Annotated in this window: 19 protein-coding genes; 10 read left to right on the top strand and 9 right to left on the bottom strand. The window is 59.0% G+C overall.

What is annotated here, in order from left to right:
* Positions 1 to 11: 11 nt before the first annotated feature.
* The 4 genes from GOW31_RS11135 to GOW31_RS11120 form a co-directional block, all read right to left on the bottom strand.
* A complete protein-coding gene (locus GOW31_RS11135; RefSeq protein WP_171170065.1) occupies positions 12 to 1496 on the bottom strand; it encodes an aldehyde dehydrogenase family protein in 1485 nt (494 codons plus the stop codon).
* Between the two features lie 5 nt (positions 1497 to 1501).
* A complete protein-coding gene (locus GOW31_RS11130; RefSeq protein ID WP_171170063.1) occupies positions 1502 to 3022 on the bottom strand; it encodes a tripartite tricarboxylate transporter permease in 1521 nt (506 codons plus the stop codon).
* A 7-nt stretch (positions 3023 to 3029) separates the two neighbouring features.
* Complete coding sequence (locus GOW31_RS11125) at positions 3030 to 3566, bottom strand: tripartite tricarboxylate transporter TctB family protein (RefSeq protein WP_171170060.1); 537 nt, start codon at positions 3564 to 3566, stop codon at positions 3030 to 3032.
* A gap of 63 nt (positions 3567 to 3629) precedes the next feature.
* The gene (locus GOW31_RS11120; RefSeq protein WP_171170058.1) at positions 3630 to 4559 is read right to left on the bottom strand and encodes a tripartite tricarboxylate transporter substrate binding protein; all 930 of its coding nucleotides are present in this window, start codon (positions 4557 to 4559) and stop codon (positions 3630 to 3632) included.
* 108 nt (positions 4560 to 4667) lie between these two features.
* Here GOW31_RS11120 and GOW31_RS11115 point away from each other — a divergent pair, with 108 nt between their 5' ends.
* Together GOW31_RS11115 and GOW31_RS11110 are read left to right on the top strand one after the other, a co-directional pair.
* The gene (locus tag GOW31_RS11115; protein ID WP_171170056.1) at positions 4668 to 5447 is read left to right on the top strand and encodes an IclR family transcriptional regulator; all 780 of its coding nucleotides are present in this window, start codon (positions 4668 to 4670) and stop codon (positions 5445 to 5447) included.
* Positions 5448 to 5481: 34 nt separating this feature from the next.
* Entirely contained in the window at positions 5482 to 6834 is a 1353-nt protein-coding gene (locus GOW31_RS11110; RefSeq protein WP_171170054.1) for an aminotransferase class III-fold pyridoxal phosphate-dependent enzyme, read from the top strand.
* 44 nt (positions 6835 to 6878) lie between these two features.
* Here the strand turns inward: GOW31_RS11110 and hpaR are convergent, their stop codons facing one another.
* Positions 6879 to 7319, bottom strand: coding sequence for a homoprotocatechuate degradation operon regulator HpaR (gene hpaR, locus GOW31_RS11105; RefSeq protein WP_171170052.1), 441 nt, complete (start codon positions 7317 to 7319; stop codon positions 6879 to 6881).
* Between the two features lie 105 nt (positions 7320 to 7424).
* Here hpaR and GOW31_RS11100 point away from each other — a divergent pair, with 105 nt between their 5' ends.
* Genes GOW31_RS11100 through GOW31_RS11070 form a run of 7 tightly spaced genes read left to right on the top strand, consistent with a single transcriptional unit; the run spans position 7425 to position 14403 of the window.
* Positions 7425 to 7823 (top strand): 5-carboxymethyl-2-hydroxymuconate Delta-isomerase, encoded by a 399-nt coding sequence (locus tag GOW31_RS11100; protein WP_171170050.1) that lies wholly within the window; start codon positions 7425 to 7427, stop codon positions 7821 to 7823.
* A gap of 3 nt (positions 7824 to 7826) precedes the next feature.
* Positions 7827 to 9335 (top strand): 5-carboxymethyl-2-hydroxymuconate semialdehyde dehydrogenase, encoded by a 1509-nt coding sequence (gene hpaE / locus GOW31_RS11095; protein ID WP_171170047.1) that lies wholly within the window; start codon positions 7827 to 7829, stop codon positions 9333 to 9335.
* Positions 9336 to 9389: 54 nt separating this feature from the next.
* Positions 9390 to 10232 (top strand): 3,4-dihydroxyphenylacetate 2,3-dioxygenase, encoded by an 843-nt coding sequence (gene hpaD / locus GOW31_RS11090; protein ID WP_171118157.1) that lies wholly within the window; start codon positions 9390 to 9392, stop codon positions 10230 to 10232.
* A 58-nt stretch (positions 10233 to 10290) separates the two neighbouring features.
* On the top strand, positions 10291 to 11688 hold the full coding sequence (locus tag GOW31_RS11085; RefSeq protein ID WP_171170045.1) for a pyridoxal-dependent decarboxylase: 1398 nt from the start codon (positions 10291 to 10293) through the stop codon (positions 11686 to 11688).
* Positions 11685 to 12539: a fumarylacetoacetate hydrolase family protein gene (locus GOW31_RS11080; protein ID WP_171170043.1), complete on the top strand. Its 855-nt coding sequence runs from the start codon at positions 11685 to 11687 to the stop codon at positions 12537 to 12539. The genes GOW31_RS11085 and GOW31_RS11080 overlap by 4 nt, the downstream gene beginning before the upstream one ends.
* Complete coding sequence (gene hpaH, locus GOW31_RS11075) at positions 12536 to 13336, top strand: 2-oxo-hept-4-ene-1,7-dioate hydratase (RefSeq protein WP_171170042.1); 801 nt, start codon at positions 12536 to 12538, stop codon at positions 13334 to 13336. The genes GOW31_RS11080 and hpaH overlap by 4 nt, the downstream gene beginning before the upstream one ends.
* Before the next feature lie 11 nt (positions 13337 to 13347).
* Complete coding sequence (locus GOW31_RS11070) at positions 13348 to 14403, top strand: aldolase/citrate lyase family protein (RefSeq protein ID WP_171170040.1); 1056 nt, start codon at positions 13348 to 13350, stop codon at positions 14401 to 14403.
* A gap of 99 nt (positions 14404 to 14502) precedes the next feature.
* Here the strand turns inward: GOW31_RS11070 and GOW31_RS11065 are convergent, their stop codons facing one another.
* From GOW31_RS11065 to paaG, 4 genes are read right to left on the bottom strand one after another with little or no spacing between them, the layout of a single operon-like run.
* Entirely contained in the window at positions 14503 to 15099 is a 597-nt protein-coding gene (locus GOW31_RS11065) for a TetR/AcrR family transcriptional regulator (protein ID WP_171118146.1), read from the bottom strand.
* A gap of 3 nt (positions 15100 to 15102) precedes the next feature.
* Entirely contained in the window at positions 15103 to 16413 is a 1311-nt protein-coding gene (paaK, locus tag GOW31_RS11060) for a phenylacetate--CoA ligase PaaK (RefSeq protein WP_171170038.1), read from the bottom strand.
* 24 nt (positions 16414 to 16437) lie between these two features.
* The gene (gene paaI, locus GOW31_RS11055) at positions 16438 to 16863 is read right to left on the bottom strand and encodes a hydroxyphenylacetyl-CoA thioesterase PaaI (protein ID WP_171170296.1); all 426 of its coding nucleotides are present in this window, start codon (positions 16861 to 16863) and stop codon (positions 16438 to 16440) included.
* A gap of 2 nt (positions 16864 to 16865) precedes the next feature.
* Positions 16866 to 17651: a 2-(1,2-epoxy-1,2-dihydrophenyl)acetyl-CoA isomerase PaaG gene (gene paaG, locus GOW31_RS11050; protein WP_171170036.1), complete on the bottom strand. Its 786-nt coding sequence runs from the start codon at positions 17649 to 17651 to the stop codon at positions 16866 to 16868.
* 121 nt (positions 17652 to 17772) lie between these two features.
* Here paaG and GOW31_RS11045 point away from each other — a divergent pair, with 121 nt between their 5' ends.
* Positions 17773 to 19788 carry an FAD-dependent oxidoreductase gene (locus GOW31_RS11045; protein ID WP_371813745.1) on the top strand — a complete coding sequence of 672 codons (2016 nt, stop codon included), beginning with the start codon at positions 17773 to 17775 and terminating at the stop codon, positions 19786 to 19788.
* Positions 19789 to 19855 lie beyond the last annotated feature (67 nt).

Raw genomic sequence — 19855 nt, 5'->3', positions numbered from 1 at the left:
GCGGCCTTTTTTCAGAGTTTTATCCAGGCGGTTTTCAGATCGAAGTATTTCTCGATCGCGTGCAGCGATTTGTCGTGCCCGTTGCCGGATTGGCGAACGCCGCCCAGCGGAACGGTCAGGTCGGCACCGCCATATGTGTTGACATGCACAACGCCGGCGCGAATGCCGGCCACCATGCGATGCGCACGGCTGAGGTTCGAGGTCCAGACACCACCGGCCAGCCCATAAACGGTGGAATTGGCAAGGCGCAGCGCTTCGTCTTCGTCGGCAAAGGGCGTGACGGCCAGAACAGGGCCAAAGACCTCATTCTGGAACAGGGTGTCGGTCTCTTTCACGTTGGCCATCACGGTCGGCGCCATGTAATAGCCTCCGGTCTCGGTCAGGATGCGGTTTCCGCCGGTCCGGCGTTCGGCGCCTTCGGCCTCGGCCTTGGTGACGAAATCCAGATTGGCCTGAAGCTCTGGCAGGCTGTGGACCGCACCGATCTGGCTGTTGAGATCCAGCGGGTCGCCGACGCGAAAGCCTTCGGCGTGGCGGCTGATCTCGGCGACGAAGTCCTCGTAGATCTCTTGCTGAACCAACAGGCGCGATCCGGCGACGCAGACCTGACCAGAGTTGCGAAAGATGCCCGCCGCGGAAACCTTGGCGGCTTCGGCCAGATCAGGGGCGTCGGCAAAAACGATGTTCGGGGATTTTCCGCCCAGTTCAAGATAGCAGCGTTTCAGGTTCGACCGCGCCGAATACTCCAGCAGCCGCCGCCCGGTTGTGCCCGAGCCGGTAAACACCATGATGTCGACATCTATCGACAGGGCCAGCGCCTCACCCACGACCGAGCCACGCCCGGTCACGACGTTGAACACCCCATCGGGCACTCCGGCTTCTGCGGCAAGTTCGGCAATCTTGAGCAGGCTGAGTGAGGCGCTTTCGGCAGGTTTCAGCACGACGGAATTGCCTGCGGCCAGTGCCGGTGCAATTTTCCAGCTGCCGATCATCAGTGGAAAGTTCCAGGGCACGATGGCCCCCACAACCCCGACCGGAGCGTGATGCACAAGACCCAGGACGTCACCGCTTGTCGGGGCGATTTGTCCGTAGATCTTGTCGATCGCCTCGGCATAATACCGGAAAGTGGCCGCCGCCGAGAGTGCCTCGGCCTTGTAGGCCATGGTGATCTCGGTTCCATTGTCGCGCACGCCCAGCACGGCCAGTTCAAGTGCGCGGCCTTCAATCAGATCAGCCAGCTTCAACAGCACTTTCTTGCGGCCGGCAGGGGCCATGCGCGACCATCGCCCGTCCTCGAAAGCATCGCGCGCCGCGCGCGCGGCCATATCGACGTCGGCCGGTGTGCCTTCGGTGATCAGCGCCAGAGGCTGACCGTTGATCGGAGACAGAACCTGATGCCGGGCCCCGGTTTCGCCATCCTGACTGCGGCCGTTTATGAAATGCCCGCGCGGAGCAATGTCCTGCGCACGCAGCGCATCAATCGAGGATTGGTCCATTGGGGTTATCCTTGCTGAGTTGAGTCTTCGTCGAGAACCGGCTGCGGTGTGATGCGTTCCTTGTGTTCCTTGATCAGCGAGCGAACGTGCAGCAGAAGGATCCCGAGGATCATGATGAAAAGAATTGCGGCAATCGGTCGGTCGATGAAATCAAGTGGTGACTTCACCCGCGCCATGGCGCTGCGCAGTTTGACTTCCATGATCCCGCCCAGAACCATGCCCAGAATGATCGGAACAATGGGCAGGTTCAGGCGCTTCAGGATCAGCCCGAACACGCCGAACCCGGCGGCAATGGCGCAGTCCGTGACTGAGTTGCGCAGGCTGAATACACCGACAAAGGACAGCGTCAGGATCATGATCCCCAGAAAGCGCGTCGGGATCTGAATGATCTTCAGCAGCAGGTTGGTCGAGAACAAAAGAAAGACCAGAACGATCACGTTGAGCAGGATCAGCGACATGTACAGCGCCATGACAAAATCCATCTGATCGGCGAAAAGCTGCGGTCCGGGGATCACATTGTGAACATAGAAGACCGACAGCATCATCGCGGTCAGCGCCTCGCCCGGAATACCCAGCGCCAGCAGTGGAATCATCGCAGCCCCGGGAACGGCATTGTTGGCCGCCTCGGACGCCACCAGACCTTCGGGTGACCCATCGCCGAATTTGTCCGGGTCCTCAGAGGTTTTCTGTGCGTATGTGTATGACAGGAACTGTGATGTGAATTCGCCTGTGCCCGGTATCATGCCCATGAGCACACCCAGCGATGACGAAACCGTCGCGATGCGTTTCAGGCCCAGTAGCTCTTTGAGGCCCGCGAAGATGCTGCCGCGCACATGGGCTTCGCCCGGCGCGTGTTCTTTGTCGACCAGCAATAGCAGCGCCTGACTGATGGCGAACAGCCCAAGAACCACCACGATCAGATCGATACCTGACGAAAGCCAGGTTTGGTCAAAGGTGAAACGTTTGGTGTATTTGACGGGTTCCAGACCGACGGTGCTGAGAAAGATGCCGAAGAACGCCAGCATCGCGGCCGAGAAGGTTTGCCCGCGATGAGCCAGGATCACCAGAAGGATGCCCATGAGTGCGGCCAGAAAAATCTCGCGGCTGCCGAAATGCGGGGCAACCCAGGCCAATACGGGTGACAGGATGATCAGACAGAGGATCGAGAAGATGCCGCCGAAAAACGACGCCGAATAGGCCAGCGACAGGGCCCGGTGGCCCGCGCCGCGCTTGGTCATGGGATAGCCGTCATAGGTGGTCAGTGCATTGACGGCGGTACCGGGCGTGTTGATCAGGATGGCGGGGATTGCGCCGCCATACATGGACGACCCGTAGATGCCCAACAGAAGGGTCAGGCCGACGATGGGCTCGAACGCGAAGGTGGCGGGCAGCAGGATGGCAATTGCGACAGCAGCGCCGACGCCGGGCAATGCGCCGATGATGACCCCGCCCACCGATCCGATGACCAATGCCACGACGACCTGCCACTGCGCCAGAATTGCAAAGCCGGAAATCAGATTGTCCATCTTGGCCTCACAGGTAGGTCAGCGCAAAGGCGCGCAGCCCGTCGGGCAGGTATTCGTATATCCGACCGGCAGGAATGTTCACCTGAAGCAACGCGCGGAAAACGACTGCAACGACCGCGCCGAAGGCAAGTGCAACGCAAAAAGCCCCGGGTAATCGAAACCCCAATCGTATCGTCAGCAGGGCTGCAAAAAGCATGGTCGATGGCAGGTATCCAAGCCACGGAACCGCCACGACATAGATCAGGAAGTAGGCAACGTATTCGAGGGACATCAACCAGAACGTCACCTCTCGCAACCGTCCGGGAATGCGTGGGGACAGGAAGGAGCCCAGCAAGTGGAGGCCGCTGAACAAAACCATGCCCCAGATCGCGATCTTGGGCCACAGGGCGGGTTGCGCAAACCACTTGGTTCGTTTGACGGCCTGAGTCTCAGCGCCGATCTGGCTGAGAAGGAACAGGGAGAAGCCGAAGAAAAGGAAAGCAAAGACAATATCGCCAGGACGTCGATACCGTCGGAACATGTCTTGCAGCGTCTTTGCTATCATTCTGGCCTCCTGTTTGAATCAAACAGACCCGGCGTTGTTCGATCTGGCCGGGCCTGTTTCGGATTATTCGCCCAGAATCTCTTCGATCTTGGCGAAAGAGGCTTTGTCCTGCTCGATCTGAGCATTCGAAGCGTCCGGGTCCTGCCAGTAGATCAGGGCGCCCGTTTCCTCAGCCAGCTTTTTGGCCTTGTCCGAGGACAACGCTTTCTGCGCGGCAGCCGTGATTCTTTCACGCGCGTCGGCAGGCGTGTCCTTGTGCACGAACAGCCCGTTCCAAAGGGCCAAAGGCAGATCCGGATTGAGCTCCACGATCGTCGGCGTGTCCGGAACCAGTGAAATCCGCTCGCCGCCGATGCTGGCAAGGACATTCACCTGATCAAGGCAGGGAAGGATAAGCTGTAGCGTCGTATTGATGACATCCACGTCGCCTGAGGCCAGCGTGTTGCAATCCAGGGCGTCGAAAGCCGCTTCGCTGGCAAAGTCGAACCCGCTGCTGACCGCGGCTGCAAATGTGACCTGAGTGGGGGGCAGAACCGATCCGAAATGGCCAAGCGCCACGTCATTTTCCTTGCCGTAGTCGGCCAGTTCTTCCCAATTTGAAAACGGCGCGTCTTTGCTGGCCGCGATGACGAAGGGATAGGTCAGGAAGATGCCAATTGGATCAAAAGGATTCGGGTTGAGTTCGGGAATTCCGATTTCGGGGCCGATGACAGGTACGCCGATGACGAATGAGCCGATGGTGTAACCATCCGCCGGGGCGGTTGCCACCTCGACCGCGCCGGGGAATGGGCCGCCTCCGCCGCCGGGTTTGTTCACCACAGCGGCAGGCACACCGTACATGGCCTGGAATTCGTCGGCGATCATCCGGGTAAGGACATCTTCCAGATCACCCGGAGGCCAGGGGACGACAAAACTTACCGGCTTTTCAGGGTATTCAGCCAGTGCGGCAGTGGCCGAAGCCGCAAAAGCGGCGGCTGTTAGAAATTTCTTCATTGACACCTCCCGATAGTGGTTCATTATTTGAACCGCGTTAACAATAATAATGTTGCTTTGTTAAGTTAGTTCTGTCAAGTATTACCTGAGCAAGAGGACCACACGCACATGGGTACAGCCCTTAAGGCCCTAAAAATGCTGGACTACTTTTCCAATGCCCGCCCTGAGATCGGGCTGAGTCACCTGGCGCGGTTGTCCGGGCTGAACAAAGCAACGGCATTGCGGCACCTGCGCGCGCTTGAGGAGTTCGGGTTGATCGAACAGAACCCGATGACGAAATCCTATGCGATCGGGCCGGCGGCTTTGCGTTTGGCCGCGCTGCGAGAGATCGCCAGACCCGGCATTGAGGACGCGCGTCAAAAAATGCAGGCCGCTATGCAGGTGGTCGGTGAATCCCTGCATCTGTCTTTGCTTGAGAAAACGGGGTTGCAGACGGCGCTTGTGGTGGAAACAACGCAGCACAGTGTTCGTGTCAGTCTTGATCCCAGCGAGATGCTGCCACTCAATGCGACGGCTTCCGGTCTGTGCATGCTCAGTTTCGGGCCGGCTTACCTTTTGGAGCAGTTGGATCAGGACGTGCAGGCACGGTTTACACAAGCCACGCTTACTGATCCGAAGCTTATCAAGGAACGGGTCGCAAAGATCAGAGTTTCAGGCTGGGCCGACAGCCGTGGTAGTTACGAAGAAGGTGTTTTTGGATATGCCGCGCCGATCTTCGGCATCGATCAGGTCGCATTGGGTACCATCGCGATAGCTGTCCCGGAAACCCGGGCAACCGGCGACCGCCTTCCGGCAATACTGTCCACGCTGCATTCACTTTCGGTTGATCTGACTGCTGGTTTTGGCGGCCAGTTGCCCGACTCCTTTCCAACCGGATTCCACCCGTGACCCAGGGCGGATTCAACACTCGGAGACCCGCGACATGAAAGACTCCAACTTTCTGAAGGAAAACAACGCCCGGTACTTCTGGCACCCGATGGCGCACCCTGCCGACAGCCGGAAGAACCCACCGACCATTCTCAGCGGTGGTGAAGGGGTCAACATCACTGATGTCGATGGCCACACGGCGCTGGACGCCGTGGGGGGGTTGTGGAACGTCAATCTGGGCTATTCCTGTGAACCGGTGAAACAGGCCATAGCGGATCAGCTGAACGCGTTGCCCTATTACTCGACCTTTCGCGGCACCAGCAACGACAAGGCGATCGAGCTGTCCTATGAGCTGGCCCAGTTCTTCGAGGCCGACGGGCTGACCCGTTCATTCTTTACGTCGGGCGGGTCGGATTCGGTCGAAATTGCGCTGAAGCTTGCGCGTCAATATCACAAGGTCCGGGGTGAAGCAGGGCGCACCAAGTTCATCAGCCTGAAGCAGGGTTATCACGGCACCCATTTTGCTGCAGCCTCGGTCAACGGCAACCAGAAATTCCGCGCGGTGTATGAGCCGATGATGCCCGGCTGTTTTCACGTGCCTGCGCCGTGGACCTATCGCAACCCGTTTGACGAAACCGACCCCGAGCGTCTGGCGCAGCTTTGCGTCAAGGCGCTTGAGGCCGAGATCGCTTTTCAGGGTTCAAACACTGTTGCCGCCTTCATCATGGAGCCGGTGTTGGGGGCCGGGGGGGTGATCCCGCCACACAAGAGCTTCATGCCCATGGTGCGCGAGGTCTGTTCGAAACACGGCATCCTGCTGATCTCGGACGAGATCATCACCGCTTTTGGTCGTACCGGCAGCGAAAGCGGTGCGCGGCACTGGGGTGTTCAGCCCGACATCATGACGACGGCCAAGGCGATCACCAACGGGTATTTCCCTTTTGGCGCGGCCATGATTTCCGGTGCGGTCGCAGAGGTGTTTGAAAGTGATACCACGGGCCTGGCATCCGTGGATCAGGGGTACACCTATTCTGGCCATCCGGTCGGGGCGGCCGCGGCCTTGGCCGCCCTGTCCGAGATCAACCGGCTGAGGATCTGGGAAAATGCTGCTGCGCGCGGGGATGAGTTGTTTGCCGGGTTGCAAAAGCTGGCCGACAAGCATGACGCGATCGGGGACGTGCGGGGCGGCGAGGGACTGATGTGTGCATTGGAACTGGTTTCGGACCGGGCGACCAAGGCACCTGTCGCAAAACACCTGCCGCTTCAGGTTCAGAAAGCCGCATATGAAGATGGCGTGATGGTGCGTGTGTCTGGCAACAACATCATTCTGTCGCCGCCGCTGATCGTCACTTCGGAAGATGTGGCCAAAATTCTGTCGGCGCTGGATACCGGTCTTGCCACTTTGTAGGCGGTCAGTAGGCGGTCAACCGACCCCGTCGGAACCTGGCGGGGTCAGACTTTGATGGCTTGCAGCTCCTCGAGCAGGTCCAGCAGCTGATCCAGCTTCTCCTTGCCCATCTGCGTTTCGATATTGCTGGAGATCGTAAGTGAAGTGGCCAGGTTTTCCCTTAGGATGGTGCGGCCTGCTTCGGTGATCTTGACCATGGTGCGGCGTTTGTCGTCGCTGTCCTGACGGCGGGTGATCTGGCCGTCGGCCTCCATCGTGCGCAAAATGCGGGTCACGCTGGGCAGCAGCAGGCACGCCTCGTGCGCGATGGTGCTTTGCTCCACTTCGCCCAACTCGTCCAGAACGCGCAGGATGCGCCATTTCTGCTCGGTCAGTTGGATGCCTTGCAGCATATCCCGGATCGGAGCCATGACGGTTTCGCGGGCACGCAGCAACGCGATCGGAAGGGACCGGGCGGTGCTTTTGGAATGGCTTTGAGTGTTCATGCGGCCTTCTAGAACGCCGTTCCGTGAATTGCAAAGATTAACAAAGCAATCTCTTGACAGGGGGTGCATTAAAAACTAAACATGTTAACTAATAAAGGAGAGACCATGCCTCACTTCCACGTCGAATATTCGGGCAATCTTGAAGAGAGGATCGACATGGATGGCCTGTGCGAGTGCATTCGGTCAACGGCGGCCGGAATCGAGACCTTTCCCATGCCCGGTATTCGTGTGCGCGCGACACGGGTCGATCATTACGCCATAGCGGACGGCAACCCGGCGCACGGGTTCATTGATATCTCGATCCGCCTGCGGGCGGGCCGATCCGCGGATGTCAAAGAAGATGCGACACAGCGAATATTCGAGGCGGTCAAAACATACCTGGCGCCGGTTTTTTCACAGCATTCCATCGCGCTCTCGTTTGAGATGCGTGACATCGACCCCAAGCTGTCGCCCAAGGCCGGTACGATCCGCGACCACCTGTCGGCGACCACGCAGGAGACCTGACGCATGAGCGCACTGGACACAAACATCGAAAAGCTGAACGGCTTTCTGGACCGGTTCCGGGAAACGGGCATCCGCAACCGTATCGCGGGTGAAGACCGGGACGGATCCGCCGGAGTGTTTCAGTCGGTCTCGCCCGTCGATAAATCCGTGATCTGTGATGTTGCCCATGGCACGGCAGATGACATCGATGCGGCAGCCAAGGCCGCCCACGCAGCCTTTGCAGAGTGGCGAGACATGCCCGCCACCCAACGCCGTCGCATCTTGTTGAATGTGGCTGATGCCATTGAAGCGCGCGCCGAGGAAATAGCACTGTGCGAGTGCTGGGACACGGGGCAGACCCTGCGCTTCATGTCAAAGGCAGCTTTGCGCGGGGCAGAGAACTTCCGGTATTTCGCGGATCAGGTGATTCAGGCGCGGGATGGGCAGCACCTGAAGTCTCCGACGCTGATGAATGTGACGACCCGTGTGCCGATTGGCCCGGTTGGCGTGATTACCCCGTGGAACACGCCGTTCATGCTGTCGACCTGGAAGATCGCGCCTGCGTTGGCTGCGGGTTGCACGGTGGTTCACAAACCCGCCGAGGATTCCCCTCTGACGGCCCGTCTTCTGGTGGAAATCGCCGAACAGGCAGGGCTGCCCAAAGGTGTGCTGAACACGGTCAACGGGTTTGGCCCCGACGCTGGCAAGGCTTTGTGCGAGCATGCGCTGATCAAGGCCATTGCCTTTGTTGGCGAAAGCCGTACCGGCAGTCTGATCGTCAAGCAAGGCGCAGATACCCATAAGCGCAACCATCTGGAACTGGGTGGAAAAAACCCGGTTGTCGTGTTTGATGATGCGGATCTGGACCGCGCTTTGGATGCCGTGATCTTCATGATCTATTCGATCAATGGCGAGCGCTGCACCTCGTCTTCGCGGCTTTTGGTGCAGGACACGATCAAGGAAGACTTCGAAGCCAGATTGATTGAGCGCGTCAACAACATCAAGGTGGGCCACCCCTTGGACCCCGATACCGAGATCGGGCCGTTGGTGACCGAAGAACACTACACCAAGGTCACGAGCTATTTCGACATCGCCAAGGAAGATGGCGCAACTGTCGCCGCTGGCGGCGTCACGGTGGGGGATGCGGGCTATTTCGTCCGGCCGACCCTGTTCACCAATGCCACCAACCAGATGCGCATTGCGCGTGAAGAGATATTTGGCCCTGTCCTGACCTCGATCCCGTTCTCGACCGAGGATGAGGCGCTGGAGATCGCCAACGACACGCCATATGGCCTGACCGGCTATGTCTGGACCAATGATCTGACCCGCGCGCTTCGGTTTACAGACAGGCTGGAGGCTGGAATGATCTGGGTGAATTCCGAGAACGTGCGTCACCTGCCCACGCCGTTCGGTGGGGTCAAGGCGTCCGGCATCGGCCGGGATGGCGGCGACTGGAGCTTTGAATTCTATATGGAACAGAAACATATCGGCTTTGCCACCGGTCAGCACAAGATCATGCAGTTGGGTAAATAGATCACGTAGGCCGACCCCGGCTGGGGCAAGCCCATTACACGAGGAGGAATTGCCATGGGAAAGATAGTACAGGCCGCAAAGATCACGCATGTACCCAGCATCTGGATGTCCCACACGATGCCAAAGTACAAGGGCATCCGGCAATCCGCCATTGATGGATATGCACGCCTGCGTCAGGACGCGATCGACCGCGGGGTCGAGACGTTCATCGTGTTCGACACCCATTGGATCACCAATCAAGGGTTTCACCTGAACACGAAGGAACATCACAAGGGCCGGTTCATAAGTCACGAACTGCCGCATATGTTGGCGGATATGGAGTTCGACTATCGCGGCGATCATGAACTTGGGGAAACCATCCTTGACGTTCTGCGCGAACGGGGAGAGCGGGCGCTGGGCCATTCGCACCCCGACATGGGCATGGAATACGGCACCCTCCTGCCGATGCATTTCATCAATGATGGCGTGAATGCCCGGGTTTTGCCGGTGGCGGTCAATCAATTCTCGTCGATTGCGGAAAACCGGGCCTGGGGCGAGGCCATTGCCGAGGGTATCCGACGTTCGGACCGCAATGTATCCATTCTGGCGTCCGGCTCGCTCAGCCACGACTTTACGCCGAATGAACGCTCGGTCGACGGGCTGAATGCCGTGAATGGCGAGTTCAACCGCCAGATGGACATGCGCGTTCTGGAGCTGTGGCAGCAGGGCCGATTTGAAGAGTTTCTGGAAATGCTGCCGGACTATGCAAAAAAATGCACCGGTGAATGCGCCATGAATGACACCGCTTTGCTGTTTGGTGCGTTGGGGTGGGGAAGCTACAAGGGTGAGATCGACATTTACACCCCGTATTTCGGCAGCTCTGGCACCGGTCAGGCCAATGTCAGCTTTTCGGTGTGACGCACGCAACGGAACAAAAGGATTTGGCGGTGATCCCGTCACAAAGGAAAGTCAGTAGATGAACTGGGACACGTTTTCGTATTGGGGTCAGCACATCTCGAAATGGGCGGTGGATTATCACAAGACACTTGCTGAACGTCCCGTGCGGGCGCAGACCGCGCCGGGGGAAATCGCGGCACAGCTTGTTGCAACGCCACCCGAGACAGGCGAGCCGATGGACGCCATCATGGCCGATTTCGAACGGATCGTGATGCCGGGCATTACCCATTGGCAGCATCCGCGCTTTTTTGCGTATTTCCCGGCCAACGCTGCGCCCCCGTCCATGTTGGCCGAGATGCTGGTGACGACCATCGCGGCCCAATGCATGTTGTGGCAGACCTCGCCTGCCGCGACCGAGGTCGAGGGCGTCATGGTCGACTGGCTGCGGCAGGCCCTCGGATTACCCGAGGGTATGACCGGCGTCATACAGGACAGCGCCTCTTCGGCCACCTTGTCGGCGGTACTGACCATGCGGGAACGGGCCACCGGCTTTACCGGCAACCGGGAGGGCCTGAACGCGAAGGGAGCGTTGCGGATCTATTGTTCCGATCAGGTGCATTCGTCGATTGACCGGGCATGCTGGGTTGCCGGGATCGGTCAGGACAATCTGGTCAAGTTGCCCACGCAGGGGCCGAATTTCGGGATTGTTCCCTCGGCGCTTGAGGCCGCCATTCAGAATGACATCGCCGCCGGACATGTCCCGGCCGGGATCGTTGCGATTACCGGTGGCACAGGTGTGGGGGCCTGCGATGATCTGATGGCCGTGGCTGATATTGCGCAAAAATACGACCTCTACACCCATCTTGACGCCGCCTGGGCTGGTTCGGCCATGATCTGCCCCGAATTCCGCAGGGCTCTGTGGCAGGGCGCCGACCGCTATGACAGCATCGTCTTTAACCCGCATAAGTGGATGGGTGCGCAATTCGATTGTGCGATCCAGTTCCTGAGGGACGCCACGCCGCAGCTCGATACGCTGAAAATCGAACCGGAATACCTCAAGACGACCGGAGCCGAGGTGACGAATTACTCAGAGTGGACCATCCCGCTGGGCCGCAGGTTCCGGGCGTTGAAAATCTGGTTCCTGTTGCGGTCATATGGGTTGGAGGGATTGCGCGAACGCATCCGCAACCATGTGGCATGGGCCGGCGAACTGGCGGAAAAGATTGGTGCGATCGAGGGGTTCGAGATCACAACCGGCCCGATCCTCAGCCTGTTTTCCTTCCGCTGCCCGGGGGACGATGCTCAGCAGCAGCGTCTGGTGGACGCGCTGAATGACGACGGCCGGATTTACCTGACGCAGGGCATGTTCGACGGCCGCAAAATCATCCGCTTTCAGGTCGGGCAGTTCGATACCACCCGCGACGACGTGCTGATGGCGGCGGACGTGATCCGGGACGTGTGGGAGGCCATGAAATGAAGTTTGCCACTTTCGTTTCGGGCGAAGAACGTTTCTTCGGGGCAATCACCGACGGTGGTGCCATTGCATTGAACCAGGAATTCCCGGAACACGACAGCCTTTATGAGGTGATCGCGGCCGGGGCGTTCGATCAACTGGCAGAGGCGGCCGGGGGGAAACCTGTCACCCATCCCGATTTCATCTATGACATGGTGATGCCGGATGCGCGACGTATCATTTGCGTCGGAGTGAACTTTCCCGACCGGAACGCAGAATACAAAGATGGCAGCGCGCAGCCCAAATACATGTCCCTGTTCCCGCGTTTCGCCAGTGGCTTTACCGGCCATGACCGGCCTCTGATCCGCCCGCCGGAAAACCACACGCTGGACTACGAAGGCGAAGTTGCCATCGTGATTGGCAAGGCTGGCCGCCGCATTCCACAGGAAGACGCGTATGATCACATCGCCGCGCTGACGTTGTGCAATGAGGGAACCATTCGCGACTGGGTTCGGCACGCCAAGTTCAATGTCACACAAGGCAAGAACTGGGATAGGTCCGGGGCCATCGGCCCGTGGCTGGTTCCGTTCACGGATGCGGCTCAGCTGGATGAGGCGCGTCTTCAAACCCGTGTGAATGGCGAGCTGCGACAGGATGATACGCTGAACCGCATGATGTTCCCGATCCGGCGCGAGATCGAATATATCTCGACTTTCATGACGCTTCAGCCCGGCGATATCATTGTGACCGGTACACCGACCGGGGCGGGCGCGCGGTTCGATCCGCCGAAATTCCTGGCACCCGGTGATGTGGTCGAGGTCTCGGTCGACAGTATCGGTACTCTGCGAAACACGGTTGAGGACGAAAAAGTATGACGCCCGAAGACCATGCTCGCGCGGCCGCTGATCTGTTGCAGGCGGAACGAACGCATGAACAGATTGGCCTGCTCAGCCTGCGCCACCCCGAGATGGGCATGGATGACGCTTACGAGGTGCAGAACGCCATCTGTCGCCAGAAACTGTCCGAAGGACGCAAGGTGATCGGGTGGAAGATCGGCCTGACTTCGAAAGCCATGCAATACGCGTTGAACATCGACATTCCTGACAGTGGAATTCTGTTTGACGACATGGTGTTTGCACAGGGTGCCACCGTTCCGGCCGGGCGCTTCATCCAGCCCCGGATCGAGGCCGAAATTGCCTTTGTCATGAAATCAGCCATAGGCGCGGAAAACGTGTCCCGCGCAGATATCATCGAGGCGACGGATTACGTTGTGCCGTCCATCGAAATTCTGGATACGCGGATTCAACGGGTGGATCCCGAAACCGGCAAGGCCCGTACGGTGTTTGACACGATCAGTGACAATGCCGCCAATGCCGGTATCGTTTTGAGCAACGATCGCCACAGGGTGGATGCCTTTGATCTGCGATGGGTTGGGGCGCTGACCTTCCGCAATGGCGAGATCGAGGAAACCGGTCTGGGCGCGGGGGTGCTGAACGATCCGGTCGAAAGCGTCGTTTGGCTGGCGCGACGCATGGCGCAATACGGTCAGAGCATCGCGCCGGGCCAGATTGTTCTGTCCGGCAGCTTCATCCGCCCGGTCGAATGCCCCCCGGGAACAGAAATCCACGCGGATTTCGGACCGTTCGGCTCAGTCGATATCAATTTCGCCTGAAAGGAGCGCCAATGCCTGCGCCAATCAATTCGTTCAAGGCCGCGCTGACGTCTGGAACCCCTTTGATCGGGTGTTGGATCGGCTTGGCCAATGCCTACACCGCCGAGATCGCCGCAACCGCGCAGTTTGACTGGCTGCTGGTCGACGGTGAGCATGCGCCAAACGATCTGCGCTCGATCCTCGAGCAGGTGAGGGTGATTGAAGGATCTGGCAGTACCCCTGTCGCACGCCTGCCGATTGGCGAGACCTGGATGATCAAGCAATATCTTGATGCCGGTGTGCAGAATATTCTGGTGCCGATGGTCGAAAGCGGCGATCAGGCGCGCGAACTGGTGCGGGCCGTGCAGTATCCACCTCGTGGCGTTCGGGGCGTAGGTTCCGCTTTGGCGCGGGCCTCGCGTTTTGCGGCTATCCCGGATTATCTGAAAACGGCGGACGAGCAGATCTGTCTTTTGGTGCAGGTCGAAAACAGGCTTGGGCTGGAGGCGCTGGACGACATCCTGGCGACCGACGTCGATGGGGTGTTCGTCGGCCCGTCGGATCTGGCCGCAGATATGGGCCATATCGGCGATGCCGGGCACCCGGACGTGATCGAGGCCGTTCTTGATGCGATCCGGCGCATCGTTGCGGCAGGCAAGCCGGCAGGGATATTGTCGCTAGACCCGGTCATGCAGCGAAAATGCCTGGATCTGGGGGCAACATTCGTGGCCACGGACATCGATGTGACTTTGTTCGCCAAGGCAATCCGGGCCGCTGCCGCTGATGGGCTCAGCCTGCTGCCCGATCAGGTGGCTTCGGGAATCGCGCAGACAGGCGCGGCGTCGAAATACCTGCAACAGCTTTGCAAACACTGGTCGCACAAGGCTCAGGTAACATTCGATGAAACACAAGGCAGCGTGAGCTTTCCGGACGGGAACCGCATCACCCTTTCGGCGGGCGACACCAGCCTGACCGTAATCGCCGCCACCCGGGCGCGCGGTGATCTGGCCCGATGGCAACAGGTCATCGAGGCTCATCTGGCGCGTTTTGCGTTTCGGGAAGAATTCCGCATTGATTGGTCAGGATGAGGAAAACACGTTGCGGCCCTGAACCTGCCACTGTGGCAACGGGTCAAGGGCAGGCACCCCTGTGTTGGGCTTGGAACGGTTTTGCTCGAAAGGCCTCAGCTAGAGCTTTTGGATACCATGGACGGTCAGAGTGCTGACCAGATCGGCATAGTCTTCGCGGGCCTTGGGCCCTGCTCCGCTGTTCCACATGTAATACCAGTTCAGCATCCCAAAAACTGACATCGTGGTGCCGCGCAGCTTGTCCTTGTCATCGTTGAAGGCTGTCGGGGCCAGTTCTTTCAGGATTTCGCGCACAAAATTCACCAATTCCAGCTGATACCCGCGCAGAAGTTTCTGCTGTTCCTCGGTCAAGGCGCTCATGCCGCTGATCTGCACTCGGTGTTCGTCATCTGCGCCTTGGTAGGCAAACAGGATTTCGCGCACCGCTTTCCGCAGCTTCTGTTCAGACGTAAGACCGTTCAGATCCACATTGCAGATACGGTCGCGAAGCTCGCGCAGGTAGGTTTCAAGGATGTCATACAAGATGGCATCCTTGCTGTCGTAATAGTGGTAGATGTTTGCCTTGGAAATCCCGCACTCTTTTGCCAACAGGGTCATCGAGGCGCGATCAAACCCTTGGTCGGCGAACACTTTGGCGGCCGTTTTCAGGATTTGCTTCCGCTTCTGGTCGTGATCTTTGGCGATTGTACGGGCCACGGCTTATTCCTTATCGCGATTGTCGACGACGCGCTTCGCCTTGCCCTGAGAGCGTTCGACGTCGCCGGGGTCACCTACAACAATTTCCGTTGAGACGCCAACGACGTCCTTGATCCGCTTGTTCAGCATCCGTGCCGCGGCCGTCTTGGACAGTTCGTCGGTGGAATCCGGGGACGATTCAACATAAACCCGCATGGCGTCCATGCGGCCGGATTTGTACAGCTCGATCTGATAATAAGGGGCAAGGCCCCCCGTCGCCATGACCTGTTCTTCGATCTGGCTGGGAAAGACGTTGACGCCGCGCAGGATCATCATGTCGTCGCTGCGACCGGTGATCTTGGCCATCCGGCGCATGGATCGTGCTGTCCCCGGCAGCAGGCAGGTCAGATCGCGCGTGCGATAGCGGATCATCGGCAAACCCTCCTTGGTCAGGGTCGTGAACACCAACTCGCCAGTTTCGCCATCGGGCAGGACCTCTCCGGTCGCGGGATCAATGATTTCAGGCAGGAAGTGATCTTCCCAGATCACCGGGCCATCCTTGGTTTCCACGCATTCATTGGCCACCCCGGGCCCCATGATTTCGGACAGGCCATAGATGTCGACCGCATGCATATCAAACGCATCCTCGACTTCGGCACGCATGGCGTCCGTCCAGGGCTCGGCACCGAACACGCCAACCTTCAGCGAGCTTTCACGCGGGTCGAGCCCCACCTTGTGGAACTGTTCAAGGATATTGAGCATATAGGAAGGCGTAACCATGATCCCGTCGGGGCGGAAATCGTTGATCAGGTTGACTTGCTTTTCGGTTTGCCCGCCGGACATGGGGACGACGGTCGCGCCAAGCCGCTCGATCCCGTAATGTGCGCCAAGACCGCCGGTGAACAACCCGTAACCATAGGCATTGTGCACCATGTCCCCCTTGCGCAACCCCGATGCGCGCAGGGACCTTGCGCCCAGATCCGCCCAATTGTCGATGTCGTTTTTCGTGTAGCCCACCACCGTCGGCTTGCCCGTCGTACCGGACGAGGCGTGCAGGCGAATGATCTGGCTGCGTGGAACGGCGAACAGGCCGAACGGATAGTTGTCACGCAGATCATTCTTGTACGTGAACGGAAACTTCGCCAGATCCGAAAGCTGCTGAAGATCGTCAGGATGCACACCGGTTTCGTCAAACCGTTGCTTATACATCGGAACGTTCTCATAGGCGTGGCGAACGGACCATTTGAGGCGTTCAAGCTGCGTCGCGCGGATTTCGTCGATTGAGGCGATCTCGATCGGGTCCAGATCCGCTTTGTTTGGGGAAAGGTCTTCCATCGCGTCACTCCTCCAGTCGCGAAGCTATTCCTGAAAATTCTGCCCGCCGACCGCGCGGGACATTCCGCGAAACTCGGCGATCAGGGTGTTGTCTTGGTTGGTGACGCGGACGTCATAGATGCCACTGCGGCCGGTGACGGCAACCTCTGACGCGATTGCGGTCAGATGGTCCCCTTTTTTTCCGGGCGCGAGGTAGCTCATCATCGTATGCTGGCCGACGGTTGCCACGTTGCGGCTGTTACAGGCGAAGGCAAAGGCGCTGTCGGCCAGGGCATGAGTGACGCCCCCGTGGCAAATGCCGTGCCCGTTGCAGTGATGGTCCCCGACTGTCAGGGTCAGAACTGCACGGCCTTCGTCGACTTCGACCAGATCCATCCCGAACCATTTGCTGGCTTGGTCATTCGCCCACATCGCTTCAGCGGATTTCGTGGCACGTTCTTTGGGCGTCATCATCAGCGTCCCTGGAAATCCGGTGCCCGCTTTTCAAGAAAACTGGATACGCCTTCGGCGTAATCCGCGCTTTCCCCGCAGGTCTTCATTGCGTCTGCTTCGATCTCAAGCTGATCCGAGAGCGACGTGGTGGCAGCCGTTTGAATGCACTGTTTTGTCAGCCCGAGCCCGAGGGTGGGGCCGTTTGCCAATTGCGCGGCAAGTGCGCGCGCTTCGGTCATCAATTGATCATCGGCCACCGCCTTCCAGATCAGCCCCCAATCTTCGGCTTGCTTGGCCGGAAGGGGTTGGGCTGTCAGGGCCAGCCCCTTGGCGCGCGCCTCGCCCAACAGGCGCGGCAAGTGCCAACTGCCGCCCGTGTCGGGAATCAGGCCCACCCTGGAAAAGCTCTGAATGAATTTCGCACTTCCCGCGGCCAGAACCATATCACAGGCCAGCGCCAGATTTGCACCCGCCCCGGCGGCTACTCCGTTCACGGCGCAGATCACCGGGATATTCATCGACCGGATCAACCGGACAAGAGGGGCATAGAACCTGCGTACCGTTTTGCTTAGATCCGGCGGGCCATCCATTTTCGACGGGTCGCGATCGCCGAGGTCCTGACCGGCACAAAAGCCTCGTCCGGCACCGGTCAGCAATATCGCGCGGGCCCCGCCGTCGCGCGCGGCTTTCAGCGCATCCTGAAGCGCCAGGTGCATTTCTTCATTGAACGAGTTCAGCTTGTCCGGGCGGTTCAGGGTGATTTCGGCCCAGTTCCCGTTGTCTTGTACAAGAATCGTATCGCTCATGACTGTCTCATCTGGTCTCGTTTCAACTTAATCATTGCATTAACCGAACGGTTGGTCAATATATAAACCCGAACCGAATCTGAACCGATCAAAGGGATTGCAAATGTCGCAGTCGTCGCTGGTGAGCGTTGAATTTGAGGGCGACGTGGCGTGGGTCACCATTGACAACCCGCCGGTAAACGCGACGTCGACAGGTGTTCGGCAAGGGCTGTCTGACGCGGTTGATGCGGTCAAGGGCGCGCGTGTGGCGGTGCTGTGTTGCGCCGGAAAAACTTTTGTCGCAGGCGGCGACATGTCCGAATTCGATGCGCCGCCGGTCGAGCCGCACTTGCCCGACGTTGTTCAGAAAATCGAAGACAGCGAGGTTCCGTTCATTGCCTGCATGCATGGCAACGTGCTGGGTGGCGGGTTCGAAATCGCTATGGCCTGTGCATGGCGGATCGCGGCGCCGGGAACGGGATTTGGCCTGCCGGAAGTCAATGTGGGTTTGATCCCCGGGGCAGGGGGCACACAACGATTGCCGCGTCTGGTCGGGATGCAGGCTGCAATTGACGTGGCCTGTTCGGGCAAAATTCTCAAGGCAGAGACACTGGCCGAGCTTGGCGGCGTCGACCGCGTCGCCGAAGACCCCAAGGCTGCTGCTCTGGAATTGGTTGCCGACCTGCCCGAACGCCCAATACCTGTCAGCCAGCGTGCTGTGGCGGAATTTGCGCCGGATCTGTTGGAGGCGAGCCGCGAGGCTTTGAAAAAACGCGCCAAGGGTCAGAAATCGCCATTGGAAAACCTGACGGCGCTTGGTTGGTCGGTTGAGCCATTTGCCACCGCACAACCGAAAGAGCGCGCGCGCCATCTGGAGTTGCGCCAAAGCCCGGAAAGCCGCGCTTTGCGCTACGCGTTTTTTGCTGAACGGGCCGTGTCCAAACCTTCTTTGATCAAAGGTGTGGCCGCCCGTGACATAACACGGATCGCCGTTGTCGGAGGTGGGTTGATGGGGGCAGGGATCGCAACTGCGGCCCTGAACGGCGGGCTGTCCGTGACGTTGATCGAGCGAGACGCCGACGCCGCGGCCGCAGCGCGCAATCGGGTCGAGGGTCTGCTGCAAGGCGCGGTCAAGAGAGGCAAGATGTCCGAGGCGCAGCTTCGGGATCGCCTTGCTGCGTTTCGTGCGGTGAACAGTTATGCAGACGCTGCGGATGCCGAACTGGCGATCGAGGCCGTCTTTGAAGACCTGTCCGTCAAGCAGCAGGTATTTGACGAGCTGGCAAGGCGTATGAGCAGCGATGCGATTTTGGCCACCAATACGTCCTATCTGGACCCGCGCGAAATTTTCGCGGACGTCGGCAATCAGGCCCGATGCATCGGGCTGCATTTCTTTAGCCCGGCCCATGTCATGAAACTGCTCGAGATCGTGGTAGCTCCGCAAACGTCTGCTGAAGTGGTCGCAACCGCGGTCGCGCTTGGGAAGAAGCTTCGCAAGGTTTCGGTGCTGTCGGGTATCTGCGATGGGTTCATTGGCAACCGCATGTTGGCTGCCTATCGGCGCGCGGCCGATTATCTGCTGGCAGATGGGGCGCTTCCCCATCAGGTGGACCGTGCAATGCGGGCGTTCGGGATGCCCATGGGGCCGTACGAGCTTCAGGATCTGACCGGTCTTCAAATTGCCTGGGCAAACCGCAAACGCAATGCCGCCAACCGCGACCCGAACGAACGTTATGTCACCATCGCGGACCAGCTTTGTCAGCGCGAGCGTTTCGGCCAGCGTGTCGGCAAAGGCTGGTACCGCTACGAAGAGGGCAGTCGCGATCCGGTTCGGGATCCCGAAGTTGAGGCATTGATCGAAGCTTATTCCGACCAGCAGGGCATCACCCGCAGGGATTTTTCGGACGAGGAAATCTGTTCGCGGTTGCTGGCGGTCTTGGCCAACGAGGGCGCTTTGATCATTGAAGACGGGATCGCGGAAAACGCCGAAGCTGTCGATATGGTTCAAATCCATGGATACGGCTTTCCTCGCTGGAGAGGAGGACCGATGAACTATTGCAACGAAATCGGCATCAGCCGGTGCGCCGCAAATATGCTAACCGTAGCGAAAGAAAGTCCAGGTTCGTGGCGCCTCGCGGGCCAATTGGAAAACAATTAACATGTTGATGGTTACAAAAGTGACCATTAACGCATTCTCGAGTCATGTTTCACAGGGAGGAGACAAA

This window comes from Ruegeria sp. HKCCA0370, from assembly GCF_013033705.1.
Classification (GTDB): domain Bacteria; phylum Pseudomonadota; class Alphaproteobacteria; order Rhodobacterales; family Rhodobacteraceae; genus Ruegeria.
This window is presented reverse-complemented; position numbering and strand designations above follow the sequence as displayed.

Coding starts and splice junctions, on each gene's coding strand:
- GOW31_RS11135 (WP_171170065.1), bottom strand. CDS start 1,496: ATGGACCAATCCTCGATTGATGCGCTGCGTGCGCAGGACATTGCTCCG.
- GOW31_RS11130 (WP_171170063.1), bottom strand. CDS start 3,022: ATGGACAATCTGATTTCCGGCTTTGCAATTCTGGCGCAGTGGCAGGTC.
- GOW31_RS11125 (WP_171170060.1), bottom strand. CDS start 3,566: ATGATAGCAAAGACGCTGCAAGACATGTTCCGACGGTATCGACGTCCT.
- GOW31_RS11120 (WP_171170058.1), bottom strand. CDS start 4,559: ATGAAGAAATTTCTAACAGCCGCCGCTTTTGCGGCTTCGGCCACTGCC.
- GOW31_RS11115 (WP_171170056.1), top strand. CDS start 4,668: ATGGGTACAGCCCTTAAGGCCCTAAAAATGCTGGACTACTTTTCCAAT.
- GOW31_RS11110 (WP_171170054.1), top strand. CDS start 5,482: ATGAAAGACTCCAACTTTCTGAAGGAAAACAACGCCCGGTACTTCTGG.
- hpaR (WP_171170052.1), bottom strand. CDS start 7,319: ATGAACACTCAAAGCCATTCCAAAAGCACCGCCCGGTCCCTTCCGATC.
- GOW31_RS11100 (WP_171170050.1), top strand. CDS start 7,425: ATGCCTCACTTCCACGTCGAATATTCGGGCAATCTTGAAGAGAGGATC.
- hpaE (WP_171170047.1), top strand. CDS start 7,827: ATGAGCGCACTGGACACAAACATCGAAAAGCTGAACGGCTTTCTGGAC.
- hpaD (WP_171118157.1), top strand. CDS start 9,390: ATGGGAAAGATAGTACAGGCCGCAAAGATCACGCATGTACCCAGCATC.
- GOW31_RS11085 (WP_171170045.1), top strand. CDS start 10,291: ATGAACTGGGACACGTTTTCGTATTGGGGTCAGCACATCTCGAAATGG.
- GOW31_RS11080 (WP_171170043.1), top strand. CDS start 11,685: ATGAAGTTTGCCACTTTCGTTTCGGGCGAAGAACGTTTCTTCGGGGCA.
- hpaH (WP_171170042.1), top strand. CDS start 12,536: ATGACGCCCGAAGACCATGCTCGCGCGGCCGCTGATCTGTTGCAGGCG.
- GOW31_RS11070 (WP_171170040.1), top strand. CDS start 13,348: ATGCCTGCGCCAATCAATTCGTTCAAGGCCGCGCTGACGTCTGGAACC.
- paaK (WP_171170038.1), bottom strand. CDS start 16,413: ATGGAAGACCTTTCCCCAAACAAAGCGGATCTGGACCCGATCGAGATC.
- paaI (WP_171170296.1), bottom strand. CDS start 16,863: ATGACGCCCAAAGAACGTGCCACGAAATCCGCTGAAGCGATGTGGGCG.
- paaG (WP_171170036.1), bottom strand. CDS start 17,651: ATGAGCGATACGATTCTTGTACAAGACAACGGGAACTGGGCCGAAATC.